The organism is Shouchella rhizosphaerae, assembly GCF_900142675.1.
Taxonomy (GTDB): domain Bacteria; phylum Bacillota; class Bacilli; order Bacillales; family Bacillaceae_D; genus Shouchella; species Shouchella rhizosphaerae.
Genome location: NZ_FRBS01000001.1, coordinates 757,725 through 770,870, shown reverse-complemented (window position 1 = coordinate 770,870; position 13,146 = coordinate 757,725). Strand labels below are relative to the sequence as shown.

Here is a 13,146-nt window from a genome sequence, read left to right as displayed (position 1 = left end):
TATATTGAAAAAATATTCAAAAAGTCTATTAAAAACGATTATATTGACAATTCTATTAAGTATTGTTCCTTTACTATTAATTGCTTTTGTTGTAGACACATACTTTTTGATTTTTGGTGATGCCAATGATTATATGGGTGTATTTTGGATAATCGTTTTTACTCCTTTTATACTAGCCGTGACACTACCTTTGGCAATAGTTACTCATGCACTTATTGTGTTTTTTGAACGAAAAGATAGTAAAGAAAAGAATAAGAGTAAGAAATGAAAAAATACCCAATAAGTTCTTAAATTAACAGCGTGTAGGAGCCATAAGATGCTATTTAAGACGATTCTATGGACGACTGTAATTAGTGTAGGTTCCTTATTTTTAATATTCCTTGTAGAGGATCTCTATTATCAAATAGTGGAAAATAAGGTCGGCAACAACGCTTTATTTTGGACATTTAGCTTTTCTCCGTTTGTACTCGCTGTTACTTTACCGTTAGCTATAATTTCTTATCTTCTTATCGCTTTCTTTGAATGGAAAGACAAGGATAAAGAGGAGGACAAATAGTGGGGGGCAAGTAGAAAAAAGCCCATGTCTTTTGTAGTTCTGTAGTCGAAACTCTAGTAATAAGTAAGTATGGAAGAGAATGCCCACCGTATTATATAAAGGGCGTGTATGAGCCATAAGGCAATACGCGCTCTTTTTACGAGCAAATGACACTGCCCAGTTTTGTGTTGACATTGACATTCCTATTTACAGAGGCAAAGGCCTACGGGAGCTGTTCCACAATCTAACCTGAAATGCTGAAAAGTCGTTAGCTTTTTGTGTTTAATCGCCCTGTGCCTAAAAAGAAGGGAGATCTGTGTATTTTTTATGGGAATGGGAGGAACCACTCTTTTTTTGTCGTATATCGTATTGAATAAGAATGAAGGGAGAACGCTATTGAATCAATTAGTGAATGGCCATCTAGAAAAAACTAGAAAGAAACTTGTAAAAGAATTGGCGTCATTAAGTGATGCTCAATTTAATAGTAAGGCTGATGTAAATAAATGGAGTATAGCGCAAGTTTGCCATCACTTAGTTTTAGTGGAAAAGGCATCATTAAAGGCAATTACTTGGGGATTGAAAGGATCGAATAGTAATGAAAATAAACGGAAGAATGTTCCCCTTATATTATTAGATCGAACCAAAAAGATTATAGCTCCAAAAATCGTTGAACCAGATGAAGGACCTTTTGAAGTGGAGCAAGTAGTTAATTGGTTAAATGATTCAAGGGAAAAATTGATGAATTTTCTTAATACTATTGAAGATAAGTCCATATTAGCCGAAAAATCTATGAAACATCCTGCGCTTGGCGAATTGCCTCTTGATCAATGGATTGAACAGATATATTTGCATGAACAGCGACACATCGAACAAATAAAAGAGATAAAATTACTTTTAGATGCTAGGTAAAAGAAGATGAAATATTTATATAAAGACATCTTCTTTTTCCTTACATCTTGTTGCGAATAGTCCTACCGGATAGGGACAATTCCGGGAAGGTGGGAACGAATAGCTCTGCCTCGTGTTGCCCCAAACGGTTTAAAGGATATGCCCACTTGCAGAGCTATTTTAGCCGTTAATCTTCTAGTGTTAAATCGTTGTATAAGTCATGTAAGGATTCAGTTTCAATGTCATTTAGCAATTTTTCTTGATCTTTATTTTTATAAATAAGCTTCCATTCACTTCCGGGTTTTTCGTCAATGGCACTTACGCCATCTAAAACGGCCAGGAGCCCAAAAAGTGCTTCGTCTATACTTTCGTGGATGATTTGGCTAACCATTTCTTTATCTTTTGAATCTAGGTTATTAAACCATTTAGATTGTGCTACAAGTTTGGCCCTTGGTTTTCTTCCAGGGGGTTTTTCCAACTTTTGAATGAGTCCTGCACTCGCTTCATCTCGAATATGCATTTTAATAAAGTGAACAAATTGTTCTTTATTCATGTTATGCAGACTCCCCATTTAATCGTCCTTACACGCATATTTTTCTCCTATACATAAGCGCCTCGATACACATGCCTGAACACCCCTCATTCTCATTCTCCACCAAAAATAAATTTCTCAATTGCTTTTCCAACTCCATCATTATTATTTGTATCAGTAATAGCATCGGCTACTTGCTGCACTGCTTTTTGGGCATTGCCCATCGCTATGCCGATACCGGCAGATTGAATCATTTTTATGTCATTGAGGCTGTCTCCTATTGCCATTACATGCTTCATCGTTATTCCTAACTTTTCACAAACCCATTCAAGTGCTGCAGCTTTATTCACGCCGGTAGGATTGACTTCAACCGTGAAGGCTGTCCGGTTGCTAACTTCTACGCCGTCTATCGATTGCACTTTCTCTGCCATCTTATTTAAAACTTCTTCATCCTTATGGGAGCAGCTGAATTTCAGCCACTGGTATGCGCTGCAGTTTTCCGGTAAATCGTTATAATACGCTTCCTTTGTGGAGATCGTCCATGTATTCATTCCGAGTCCTTGTGCAAAGTGATATAAATTAGCCAGCGTGGCTGCATCGAAAAGATGTTCTATCATAACAGAATGGTCGACTGCGTAAATTTGTCCGCCATTGCATGTGATCGAGTGGGAATGTAATTGCAAATCTTGAATGTAAGTGTGGCAGTGGGGAAAGGGGCGTCCCGTGCATAAGACGACAGTGATACCTGCATGCTGTGCCTTCCTGATTTGGTTTTTCGTCCAACTTGTAATCTCTTTGTTATCATTCAACAGCGTACCATCCATATCCAGCGCAATCATTTTTATATCTGTCATCCGTTCAACCTCCGTAGGTATGTTTCTGTATTTTGGGTTTAGGAAAAGGAGAAGGGCTGCTCGGTTTCGTCTAGCAACACTCTCACCATATCACCTCGGTTCGAATAATTCATTACTCCGAAAATCATTTTTTGAATGACCTAGGTCATTTTCCATTACCTAAATAAGTTAATAGGAAACGGAAGCGCTTCAACTAATTTTTTATGCTGATAGAATAATAGCAGATAAAAAAATCCAAGTATGCATACACTCGTTCATTTGATTTTTTATCCAAAACGTAAATTAGATCATAGAGACAAGGGAGGTTTTGAGGGATGAATAAAAGAAAAATTGGTGACTCCATACAGCAATTCGGCAGAACGTTGCTTCTCCCGATTGGGGTATTGGCTCCGATCGGGATGCTTTTGGGGATCAGCGGAGCGCTTACGCAAGACTATATGGTAGAAAAAGTTCCTTTCCTCGGTAACGAGGCCGTCAATACTATCTTGGTAAGTATAAAAACAATCAGTAATGTTGTTTTCGATAATATCCCTTTATTGTTTGCGATGGGTGTCGCTTATGGAATGGGGAAAAAGGATAAAGGTATTTCGGTGTTTGCCTCTGTGGCAGGATATCTGACCTTAATTGTTGCAATGAATGTATGGCTGACCATCACAGGAACGATGGCCGATCCCGATGTGATGACGCAGCAGGGTCAGATCAATATACTTGGCATTCAAACGGTCAATATTAGTGCTGCCGGAGGGATTCTAACCGGTCTAATCGCGGCCTGGGCCACGGAACGGTTCTATAACCTAGAACTACCGGCTGCACTGGCGTTCTTTTCTGGGAAGAAATCAGTTCCAATCATCACGATCGGATTGATGGCTACCGTTGGGATGTTGCTTCCGTTTGTCTGGACCTATTTTGTAGGTTTATTGACGAACTTGTCTACCATCTTTTTAAGTGTGGTCGGTCCTTTCTTTACAGCGGCGGGCGAACGGCTATTCATTCCGTTTGGTCTTCATCATGTCTGGAATGCCTTGTTCCGATTTACGGAAGCAGGTGGGTCCTATGTCATTGATGGGAAAACGTATGTCGGTGTTGTCCCAGCGATTACGGAAATTTTGTTTAATCAGGGGCCAAACAGTGAGTATTGGTCCATGATGCCAAAGCTGTCCCGATTCATGGCTCAGCAGCAAATGCTTGTCGTCCTGTTTTTATTCCCTGCCATTGCCTTTGCTATGTACAAGGCTGCTTACAAGGAAAATAAAGTCTATGTGAAATCGATGTTGGTTACTATGGTGCTCACGGCTGTTCTAGGTAACGTAACAGAACCGCTTGAGTTCACTTTTGTTTTCCTTGCTCCGTTGTTATACATCGTCTACGCATGTATCGTTGGCATCGGTGCTGTATTGCTGTCGCTTGCAGATGTTTCCATTGGATATATCCGGGGGACCATTTTTGATTTTACGATCTTTGGACTCCTTTATGAAAACTCACGATGGCTCTTTTTGGTGTTAATTGGTCTAGGATTAGCTGTCGTCACTTATTTCATTTTTTATTGGGCGATTATCCGGTTTGATATTAAAACACCAGGCAGGGAAGAACTGCAAAACGTTGACAGTACCCTGCTTAAAGAAAAGCGCTACGAGGAGATTGCCAGTAAAGTAGTGGAAGCGTTGGGAGGAAAAGAAAACATTCTGAACGTGGATAACTGTATTACCAGGCTTCGGATTGATCTAAAAGAAGTTAGGGAGATTGACAAAGAGTTATTGAACAGCACTGGCTGCTCCGGCTTCTTTTTCCCAACAGCGAAGCATATTCATATCGTCTATGGGACGCAGGTAGAATTTATCAAAAATGCAGTCGATGAAAAAGTTTAGAGGCATAAAGGAGTGATAGTATGAAAGCGTTATATGATTCTAAAAGTAAAACAATTGACGATCGTGGTCTGAAAAACCTCTTTACAGAGAAGGAAAAATATAAAACTTGGCTCTTGTTTGAATCGGCATTGGCTGAGGCACAGGCTGAATATGGGCTTATTCCAAAAAAAGCTGCGCAGGAAATTAAAGAGGCCGCCAAACTTGAAAACCTTGATCTCGAAGAAATGGACCGTATTTACAAAGAAATTGGCCATGGCTTTGTCCCTTTCTTAAAAGTTCTCGTCAAAGCATGTCCACCAGATAGCGGAAAATATGTTCACTACGGAATAACAACACAAAATATACAGCAAAGTTCGCAGCTTTATATTTTGAAAAAAGCTCATATGATATTTATGCGCCTGATTGGTGAGATTTTAGAAAACTTAAGCATTCTGGCCTCGGATAACAAACATACGGTCATGCCCGGTAGAACGCATGGGAGACATGCGATTCCGATCACATACGGGTATAAAGTGTCCGCTTGGATAAGCGAATTGATCAGTTGTCATCAACGCATGGCTGAAGCGGAAAAAAGAGTTTTTCAAGTAATGATGGGTGGGGCAGTCGGCACGTTCAGTTCAATGCCGGAGATAGGAATAAACGTTCAAAACCGTGTGGCTGCCTTAGTTGGCATGTATCCAATGACTGTGCCATCTAGAAATATTAACACACATAAATTGGAATACATGTCGAATTTGGCCCTATTGGCAAATTGCTGCCATAAAATAGCTGAGGAAGTATACAGTACAACCTTGGAAGAAATCGCTGAAGTATCCGAAGGGTTCAGTAAAGGGACTGTCGGCAGCAGTACCATGCCCCATAAAATCAACCCAAAACTTGCTAAGGGAATTATCGCAAATGCCCAGAAACTCTATTCTCTTCCTAGTATAGGGATGTATTCAGCTGCACGTCCATATGAAGGGGACAGTAGTTCTTATATGCTATTTGAAGGATTGTTGGAAGAGTCGATGGAATTGATGACAGAAATTTTGATCCGCTGTGAAGAATTGACCCGTACACTGACCGTGCATAAAGAGAGAATGCTCCATAACGCCAAACGCAACAAAGGCCTTGATAATAGTGAATACGTCATGATGAAACTAGCAGAGAAATTAGGCAAGGATCAGGCCCATTCTCTTATGTATGAGATTGCTATGAAGACAGCTGCCGAAGGGCAGGAATTCTATGATAACTTAAGAGGAAACAAACAAGTCCGGGCAAACTTCACAGATAAAGAAATAAAGCATATGATTGAACCTGGGAACTATACCGGCTTAGCAGCTCATTTAGCGGAAAAAGAGGCGGAGCGGGCAAAAGAAACTGCAGAAAAAATCCGCGAAAACTACAGCCATTAATGAACGACAAATAGCGTTCTTCTTTTATGGAAGAGCGTTATTTTTGTCGTTTTTAGCACCACTGCCTACACGATTTAAAGGTTGGCCAATTTATCAACCAACAAGTCAATCGTAAGGAAAAAACCAGTTCTTGAAATGGTGTCATTTTTGCTTGTGTTCGTTTTGTCGGTATAACAAAATAGGTTGTTCGTCGTATACCGGGTCAATTCATTTGTTTTGAATGAAGTGATACTAATGATCTCGGCTTTTTTTAAATGAATTTTTTTCGCAGTATTAATAATTTTTTTCGTGTCTCCCGATAAGGAAATAAAGATGACAATATCCTCTTCGGCCACAAAATCCGTAAACACTTCCGATAAATTGTAATCCTTTATAAAGATACATTGGATGCCAATTGTCAATAAGAGATGCTCCAAATAATAACCGACAGCTTTGCTTGTTCCTCTCGCCATAATAAATACATTTTTCGCAGCTTTAATTTTGGCAGCTGTTTTTTGCAGCTGCTCTTCCGTGACAAGGGAGAATGTCTTATCCATAGACTGTTTTAAAATCTCCCGATACAGGACCGTGCTTGTTTCCTGTGCAGACATTTTTTCAATGATTTTCTGTCTGATATAATATTTCATTTCTCGGAAACCGGAAAAATCTAATTTCTGCGCCAAATTGATAATGACCGTTTTTGAAACAAACGTTGCCTCTGCCAAATCATTAATTTTAATATGGGGAATTTGATCTTGATTTTCCATGATGTAGCTCAGGACTCTCTTTTCACTTACGGTCAGTTCTTCATAGTTCTTCAAAATATCAAACATATTCTCTCCATCCAATCAAAGTTCTAAAAGCAATACATATTGTAAATATAGTACACCGGATGGGACCATTTTAACAGAGCCCTTGTATTTGTATGTTTTTGGAGGAGAATGTTGCCGTGTATGGTTGTTTGGCTTATTTGCTGATGGTGGAGTGTGTGAGATTAGGCTTTGTACCCAAAGAATGACGTCAATGACTTGGGCGAAATCGGGATGGGTAGGCGGCAAGAGCCGCCTGTAAGTTTATTCTCCGTTAAATGCATGTGTGATTTCGTCGATTTCTTGTTCGATCGCGCAAAAGATGGATTCAGTCATCGCTTCTACCTCTTCACGTCTAGGATCGTCTTCTTTCATCCGGCCGAAAACGAAAACATTTTTCATGATCACACCTCCTTATCCAAAGGATAGTGTGTGACGTAAGGGAACTGTCAACTGTCACTCCAACTTTTCGTAGCTTAGTATCCAAACGGAAAAAAGCAGTTATTTCTTTTCTAACTGTTCGATTCGCTGCTCTAAATCTTTGATTTTTCCATCTTGTGTTTTGGCATAAGTAAAGGCAATAGCCGATACAGCAAATGCAGCTCCTGTTATAACTGGAGCAACAGCAGAAAAAATATTCATAAAATCACCTCTTTTTTCGACATCGTAACTGAGTAGATTAATCTAATGACAAAAAGGCACAAAGTTATAAACAAAACAGTGAAAAGGTTTATATAAATCTTTAATAAGTTGTGTAATCGAAACGAGAGTAACGACGTCTAGTTGTTGGCTGCATGAAGAGTATTTATGCTAAACTGAATGCATGTATATTATTATGAGACGAGTTTTCATCATTGCCATGATCGTAGTGCTAGTATTACTACTAATATCGACCTTTACTGGGATAGGTGAAGAGATACGACATCCAGTAACGCAATATGCTGTCCTTATTTCAGGCTTTGGCTACGCTATTCTATTCGTAATAATGAAAAGAAAAAAGGACACAATTGGATAAATTAGCGAAAGCCATCTTGAGATGGAAAAATTCAGTTTTAGTTAATGCCATGACAAACTTCGTACGACGTTTCTAAAAGGGACGGAAGCCTAGGCCGTTGTCTTTTTTATGTGTTATCATAAGGCATAAGAGGTGATTGGAATAGAATATAAAACAATATTGTTACCGGTGGCAAATAATAACAAAAATGCGGCACGGATCGGTGACACCCTAAATGAATTGGCCAAGGAAGGTTGGGAGCTAATCTCGCTGGTCGCCCAACAAAGTTATGGTGGAACTGACGGGAATCTAGCTGTATTTAAACGGAATCCATAAAGCAAGGTTTCTACTCCGTTTTTTCTCCGTGACAAGTTTGAAAAGGTTCTCCCTCTAAAAACAAGTTTCATGAAGATTTGAGGCTACCCGATCCAGATGCTAAGAACAAAGAGCGTGTATGATGATAAGTCATATGCGCTTTTTTAATTGAAAGGACTACAACTATGAGTAATAACTGTAAATTTTGGGTAAAGAATAAGGAATCTACTTAAAAGGAGACTGTTAAACATGCCGTATTTAATGAAAGTATACGTTGTTGGGAGAGACAAACCTGTTTATGAATCAGAGCGGCCGGATGATGATGTGAAAAAAGCAGTTAGGGCGATTGATGAATCTTTATCGAAAAACCAATTTGTGTCTTTCGGTATGATGGGGGAGGAAGAGGTTATTGTGGGCTCTCGCAATGTAACACATATTGAAATCACAGCCCTTCAAAAAGAGTGACACGAGGGTAGCCATGTGGCTGCTCTATTGGAAGCTTAACGTGGTATAGGGTAGGCAATGATCATCTTTTTCTTTGTAAGGGTTAGGTGTGAAAGTGGTGCTCTAGGTTGATTATTTGGTTTTTTCATCTTCATCAGCAAGTGGATCCACCCAATCTTCTCTATCCCATTCACGCGGTTTTCCTACCTCACTTGGGAAAGATCTAAAAAAGGTTACTAGTAAAGCAACTGGTAGAGCTGAAATTGCTATAAGAGCTTCTATTTCAAAAGAATCTCTTTTTCCTTGCAAGTAAAGGATGTATTCCGAGCTGTGATAAGAGATAAAGAGGCCAATTGTCATTCCGACAATGTTTGTAATTTTTCGCATCAGTATCCTCCAAATTATGGATACTTTCATTGTAAATGTTCATCAATCGATTGTCTATAAGCTTGGTGAGGAGGGGAAGCAGCGGCTCATAAAGAGCAAACGAAAATTACTTCTCAATATGCTGATACCGATATGATGGGCGTCGTATACCACGCAAACTACTTGAGTTTATTAGATGACCGGCAACAAAAACAAAGATCTTTCAAAAGTTAATTTCGATGTATTAAAAAAGAGTATTATTGAAGAAGCGAAGCTATTCATAGACTTTGTAAAAACGCTCCGCTTTAGAGAAAAATCAAATTATGAAATTTGCTAGAGCAATAAGTACTATTCGAATAAATATGAGTTCGAAACATTGAAAAAGCAAAGCCCGTCCCTTGTTTTTTACAGGCGCGGGCTTTTTATTATACGAAAAGTTCTTTAACTGGAGACATTACTCCAATAATTTGTCTAGTTCTTTTTTGACGATGGTGGCCTCGGAGCCTAGGACGATTTGTACGTTGTTTTTGTCGATTTTGATGACGCCGTGGGCACCTGTTTGCTTAATGCGATCGACGTCTACGACTTCTGTATCATGGAGTTCGAGACGAAGGCGCGTCATGCAGTTATCATTCGTGATAACGTTTTCTTTTCCGCCGATAAATTGCAATACTTTCTTGGCCATGTACTCGTGATTGGAATGGGACAACTTCAACTCTTTCTCGTCCTCTGAAGATTGTTCGCCAAAGTCCAGCTCTTTTTCTCGGCCAATAAGGGGGATGTCCTTTTTAACAATCATAAAATAAAACGTGAAATAGTACAGTGCAAAAAAGGCAAGGCCAACTGGAATGATGAGCAACCCTCGATCTGCGAGGTTCAAGTTTAAGACGAAGTCAATGACACCGGCTCCCCATGAAAATCCGTGCCTGATTTGCAACAGATAAAGCACAGCTCCTGCCAGCCCAGTGTATACCGCATGCATAAAGTACAACAGCGGAGATGTAAACAAGAATGTAAATTCCACTGGTTCTGTAATCCCTGTAATAAAAGAGGTTCCGGCACCTGAAGCCATTAAAGACTTCGTTTCTTCTTTCTTTTTCTTCGCAGCCCGGGTAATGGCGAGAGCGATGGCCGGTACACCGAACATCATCGTGATAAAAAATCCGCCGATAAAGTATCCGGCTGTAGGGTCGCCGCTTAAAAAGCGGGTGATTTCACCATTCACAATTTCTCCAGAAGGCGTCTCATATTCCCCCAAGCCAAAATAGACGTACGTATTTACAACATGGTGCAAACCAAATGGCAGTAAGAAGCGGTTTAAGAATCCAAATATGAACACGCCTAGCGCGCCAAGCCCCATCAACGTTTTACTGAACGTATCAATACCGGACTGTGCGTATGGCCAAATTAATGACATTAGTCCAGCTACTGGAATCATCGTAAAGATAATAACCGTAATAGGGAATTTTTCTCCGCTGAAAAAGGCCAGCATACTTGGTAGCTTTGTATCTTTAAACTTATTATAGATGAAGGCTGCGATTAAACCAGCCAATACGCCTCCGAAAACGCTCATATTGAGCTCTGGGTCCATAATTGTTAATCCTTCTTTTAAGACAAGAATGGCCAGAAAACCTGTGAGTGCCGGTATTCCTTTATCCTTTGTTTTTGCAAGCCCCATCGCAATTCCGATCGCAATCAGCGCATCCATCTGAGCCAAAATGACACCGGATGCTTGGAATAGAGGGATGTCCAGCAAATCCTCGGCACTTAATCGAAGGAGCAGTCCGGCAATTGGCAAAGCAACAATTGGTATCAGCAGCGATTTTCCAAACTTCTGCAAAAAGCTTTTCATCATAGAAGCCTCCCTATCGTCCATAGTATTTAGATCGATTGATACGTGACCAGTTGAATATCTTTACGTGACCGAACACGTGTAACGATTTCCTCATCAGTTAAAAATTCCAGTTCGTCCACTCTTGGGAAGGTAAACGAAGAGCTAGCCAGAAGTTCCTTGTCTAAATAGGCCGGATGAGACATGACTTCAACCGAATCATGGTTTTTAAACAGATTGTCTAGCGCCTCATCATCTTTTAACGTCGTTTCAATCAAATAAGAGAAGGAATCCGTTGTTTTGATTCCTTTCCGCTTCAGTTCCGCTGCAGTTTTCTCCCCCATATTGTTTCGTACCGGTAGTCGATACTCTTTGGCAAGCGTCAAAAATACGTCGGGGATGCTGCCAAAGGAATTGACGTGATGGTGGCTGTCTAAGTGCGTCGGTTCCAGGCCGTAGGACAGAAACGCTTCGATCTGCGTTTTCCACTCAGCATAAACCTCGTCGTAATCAATCGTGAACGCTCCTTTATAGAAATCGAGTTTACGGAAGTTTCCTTGAACATCCACGATCGTTTTGTGGGTACGAAGGAGAGGCCTGCCGCAAGTCAGTACAAGATGAACGCCAATTCCCAAGTCTGGGAATTGGTCGGCCAGCTCGGCTGCGTGTTCCGCTCCTGGCATGTTTGTCATCAATGTCGTTGAAGTTAAAATACCTAAACGGTGCGCATCCACAATTCCGAAGTTAACGCCTCTTGAATAGCCGAAATCATCCGCGTTAATAATTAATTTTTTCATAGCCGTTCATCCTTTCCTTCTCTTTAATTTAGTAAAGGTCTACGAACAGAGGGACGATTTATTTTAGGTCTGGCCAGTATTCTTTGTTGGCGGCAATGAGATCGTCTAATACTGCTTTGGCTGTAGATACATTAATAACAGTACGGTTTAAAGTAAGGGCTTGTAGCAGTTTCTGGTAGCTCTTCTCAAAGTATGCGTCCACTACCAATTTTTCATAAGCGAATTGGCTCTCTAGCAAACCTTTATAAAAAGTAGGAATAGCGCCTACTACGAATGGTTGGGCGCCGTTGCTCGTTAAAAGAGCTGGCACTTCGACCATGGCGTCTGCCGGTAAGTTGGAGATAATGCCGCGATTCTCTACCATCACAATGAATCGTTTGCTCAAGTTGTAAGCTAGCGATTCAGCGGCTTTAATCATAAACACGCCGTGGATATCGACATGGAGGTCCGCGCCAGCAGCTGTGCCATTTTGGATGATTTCGTCGCAAAGATCATGGATGCGTTTTTGACGGCCTTCGATCACTTGTCTTGCCCTAGTGCGGTTTGGGTTTTCTTTCGCCGCCATTTTGTCAGGATACAAATAATATTGTAAGTACGTATTAGGGAGAAACTCTGGAAAATCAATGAGCATTTGCCGAGCCATCGCAAACGTCTCCTGCCATGATTTGTCATTGGCGATTTCTTTATCTTCTGGTTTGAAACCATTATGAATAATAAGTTGCTTTAATCGTTCCGTATGGTCGGTACCGCTTTTGTCGTATATTTTCGTAAACCAGCCAAAGTGATTAAGGCCAAAATATTCAGGGACGAGCTCCCATACGTCCAGACCAAGAATTTTCGCGTAGCTGATCATAATTGCAATTGGCATGTCGCAAATATTCAGCAAGCGTGTATCTGTCGGAAATTCCCGCTTTAATGCCTCAGCCACAATGGCGGCCGGATTTGTATAGTTTAAAATCCAAGCATTCGGAGAATGGCGGCGGATGTCTTTTACGAGCTCAATCATATCCCTAATCGAACGCAGCCCGTAAGCCATTCCCCCGGGACCGCATGTTTCTTGACCGACAACGCCGTGCTTTAATGAAATTTGTTCATCCTGCTCTCTCATGGCTAAGCCGCCTGTACGAATTTGAACGAATACGAAGTCTGCATCCTTAAAAGCTTCTTTTTTGTCGGTTGTATAAGAGAATGACGTCAATTCAGGATAGCGTTCCTTGAAAAGAATCTCCGTTGCTTTGGCTGTACGTTCCTGACGTTTTGCATCAATGTCATAAAAAACCAATTCTTTTAGCGGAAAGCGTTCCTTCTCTTCAATTAAGCTCATCATCATTCCCATCGTGTAAGTGCTTCCACTTCCGGCAATAACCAATCGCTGTCTTTTCATGTTAGCTCCTCCTCGCGTGGTTGCTTGTCTTATAATTCTGTTATAGCACCATGGTGATACAAAATCAATACTAATCTTGTATTAAAGTTGTATTATTTATTTGACGCAACCAATTTAAGCGTGTAATTGACAAACAAATGAATGCTTCAGTTAGGAGAC

The 13,146-nt window shown here is 40.5% G+C and carries 15 protein-coding genes; 6 read left to right on the top strand and 9 right to left on the bottom strand.

What is annotated here, in order from left to right; all coding sequences use genetic code 11:
• The first annotated feature begins 4 nt into the window (after positions 1-4).
• Positions 5-268 carry a hypothetical protein gene (locus BUC05_RS04000; RefSeq protein ID WP_073304136.1) on the top strand — a complete coding sequence of 88 codons (264 nt, stop codon included), beginning with the start codon at positions 5-7 and terminating at the stop codon, positions 266-268.
• A gap of 663 nt (positions 269-931) precedes the next feature.
• Positions 932-1,444, top strand: coding sequence for a DinB family protein (locus BUC05_RS03990; RefSeq protein WP_035201670.1), 513 nt, complete (start codon positions 932-934; stop codon positions 1,442-1,444).
• Between the two features lie 166 nt (positions 1,445-1,610).
• Here the strand turns inward: BUC05_RS03990 and BUC05_RS03985 are convergent, their stop codons facing one another.
• Both BUC05_RS03985 and BUC05_RS03980 read right to left on the bottom strand, forming a co-directional pair.
• A complete protein-coding gene (locus BUC05_RS03985) occupies positions 1,611-1,976 on the bottom strand; it encodes a hypothetical protein (RefSeq protein WP_073304132.1) in 366 nt (121 codons plus the stop codon).
• A 92-nt stretch (positions 1,977-2,068) separates the two neighbouring features.
• Entirely contained in the window at positions 2,069-2,809 is a 741-nt protein-coding gene (locus BUC05_RS03980) for a Cof-type HAD-IIB family hydrolase (RefSeq protein ID WP_073304130.1), read from the bottom strand.
• Positions 2,810-3,123: 314 nt separating this feature from the next.
• On the opposite strand from BUC05_RS03980, the gene BUC05_RS03975 reads away from it, so the two are divergent.
• Together BUC05_RS03975 and BUC05_RS03970 are read left to right on the top strand one after the other, a co-directional pair.
• A complete protein-coding gene (locus BUC05_RS03975; RefSeq protein WP_063608386.1) occupies positions 3,124-4,674 on the top strand; it encodes a PTS transporter subunit EIIC in 1,551 nt (516 codons plus the stop codon).
• A 20-nt stretch (positions 4,675-4,694) separates the two neighbouring features.
• Positions 4,695-6,068 (top strand): class-II fumarase/aspartase family protein, encoded by a 1,374-nt coding sequence (locus tag BUC05_RS03970; RefSeq protein WP_073304128.1) that lies wholly within the window; start codon positions 4,695-4,697, stop codon positions 6,066-6,068.
• A 74-nt stretch (positions 6,069-6,142) separates the two neighbouring features.
• Here BUC05_RS03970 and BUC05_RS03965 read toward each other — a convergent pair whose 3' ends face one another.
• From BUC05_RS03965 to BUC05_RS21425, 3 genes are all read right to left on the bottom strand, one after another.
• The gene (locus tag BUC05_RS03965) at positions 6,143-6,880 is read right to left on the bottom strand and encodes a MurR/RpiR family transcriptional regulator (RefSeq protein ID WP_073304126.1); all 738 of its coding nucleotides are present in this window, start codon (positions 6,878-6,880) and stop codon (positions 6,143-6,145) included.
• A gap of 240 nt (positions 6,881-7,120) precedes the next feature.
• Positions 7,121-7,258, bottom strand: coding sequence for a hypothetical protein (locus BUC05_RS21430; RefSeq protein ID WP_011246927.1), 138 nt, complete (start codon positions 7,256-7,258; stop codon positions 7,121-7,123).
• A 99-nt stretch (positions 7,259-7,357) separates the two neighbouring features.
• Positions 7,358-7,498 carry a hypothetical protein gene (locus BUC05_RS21425; RefSeq protein WP_167369558.1) on the bottom strand — a complete coding sequence of 47 codons (141 nt, stop codon included), beginning with the start codon at positions 7,496-7,498 and terminating at the stop codon, positions 7,358-7,360.
• Between the two features lie 505 nt (positions 7,499-8,003).
• Between BUC05_RS21425 and BUC05_RS22010 the strand changes: the two genes are divergently transcribed.
• Both BUC05_RS22010 and BUC05_RS03955 read left to right on the top strand, forming a co-directional pair.
• Positions 8,004-8,186 (top strand): DUF4177 domain-containing protein, encoded by a 183-nt coding sequence (locus BUC05_RS22010; protein WP_073304124.1) that lies wholly within the window; start codon positions 8,004-8,006, stop codon positions 8,184-8,186.
• A 228-nt stretch (positions 8,187-8,414) separates the two neighbouring features.
• Entirely contained in the window at positions 8,415-8,630 is a 216-nt protein-coding gene (locus tag BUC05_RS03955) for a hypothetical protein (RefSeq protein ID WP_035201202.1), read from the top strand.
• Between the two features lie 111 nt (positions 8,631-8,741).
• Here the strand turns inward: BUC05_RS03955 and BUC05_RS03950 are convergent, their stop codons facing one another.
• The 4 genes from BUC05_RS03950 to BUC05_RS03935 all read right to left on the bottom strand — a co-directional run bounded on the left by BUC05_RS03950 (position 8,742) and on the right by BUC05_RS03935 (position 12,987).
• Positions 8,742-8,996: a hypothetical protein gene (locus BUC05_RS03950; protein ID WP_073304122.1), complete on the bottom strand. Its 255-nt coding sequence runs from the start codon at positions 8,994-8,996 to the stop codon at positions 8,742-8,744.
• 433 nt (positions 8,997-9,429) lie between these two features.
• Positions 9,430-10,827, bottom strand: a complete 1,398-nt coding sequence (locus BUC05_RS03945; RefSeq protein WP_011246923.1) for a PTS transporter subunit EIIC — start codon at positions 10,825-10,827, stop codon at positions 9,430-9,432.
• A gap of 29 nt (positions 10,828-10,856) precedes the next feature.
• On the bottom strand, positions 10,857-11,603 hold the full coding sequence (gene chbG / locus BUC05_RS03940; protein ID WP_073304120.1) for a chitin disaccharide deacetylase: 747 nt from the start codon (positions 11,601-11,603) through the stop codon (positions 10,857-10,859).
• A 58-nt stretch (positions 11,604-11,661) separates the two neighbouring features.
• A complete protein-coding gene (locus tag BUC05_RS03935; protein WP_011246921.1) occupies positions 11,662-12,987 on the bottom strand; it encodes a 6-phospho-alpha-glucosidase in 1,326 nt (441 codons plus the stop codon).
• Positions 12,988-13,146 lie beyond the last annotated feature (159 nt).

Coding starts and splice junctions, on each gene's coding strand:
- BUC05_RS03985 (WP_073304132.1), bottom strand. CDS start 1,976: ATGAATAAAGAACAATTTGTTCACTTTATTAAAATGCATATTCGAGAT.
- BUC05_RS03980 (WP_073304130.1), bottom strand. CDS start 2,809: ATGACAGATATAAAAATGATTGCGCTGGATATGGATGGTACGCTGTTG.
- BUC05_RS03975 (WP_063608386.1), top strand. CDS start 3,124: ATGAATAAAAGAAAAATTGGTGACTCCATACAGCAATTCGGCAGAACG.
- BUC05_RS03970 (WP_073304128.1), top strand. CDS start 4,695: ATGAAAGCGTTATATGATTCTAAAAGTAAAACAATTGACGATCGTGGT.
- BUC05_RS03965 (WP_073304126.1), bottom strand. CDS start 6,880: ATGTTTGATATTTTGAAGAACTATGAAGAACTGACCGTAAGTGAAAAG.
- BUC05_RS21430 (WP_011246927.1), bottom strand. CDS start 7,258: ATGAAAAATGTTTTCGTTTTCGGCCGGATGAAAGAAGACGATCCTAGA.
- BUC05_RS21425 (WP_167369558.1), bottom strand. CDS start 7,498: ATGAATATTTTTTCTGCTGTTGCTCCAGTTATAACAGGAGCTGCATTT.
- BUC05_RS03955 (WP_035201202.1), top strand. CDS start 8,415: ATGCCGTATTTAATGAAAGTATACGTTGTTGGGAGAGACAAACCTGTT.
- BUC05_RS03950 (WP_073304122.1), bottom strand. CDS start 8,996: ATGCGAAAAATTACAAACATTGTCGGAATGACAATTGGCCTCTTTATC.
- BUC05_RS03945 (WP_011246923.1), bottom strand. CDS start 10,827: ATGAAAAGCTTTTTGCAGAAGTTTGGAAAATCGCTGCTGATACCAATT.
- chbG (WP_073304120.1), bottom strand. CDS start 11,603: ATGAAAAAATTAATTATTAACGCGGATGATTTCGGCTATTCAAGAGGC.
- BUC05_RS03935 (WP_011246921.1), bottom strand. CDS start 12,987: ATGAAAAGACAGCGATTGGTTATTGCCGGAAGTGGAAGCACTTACACG.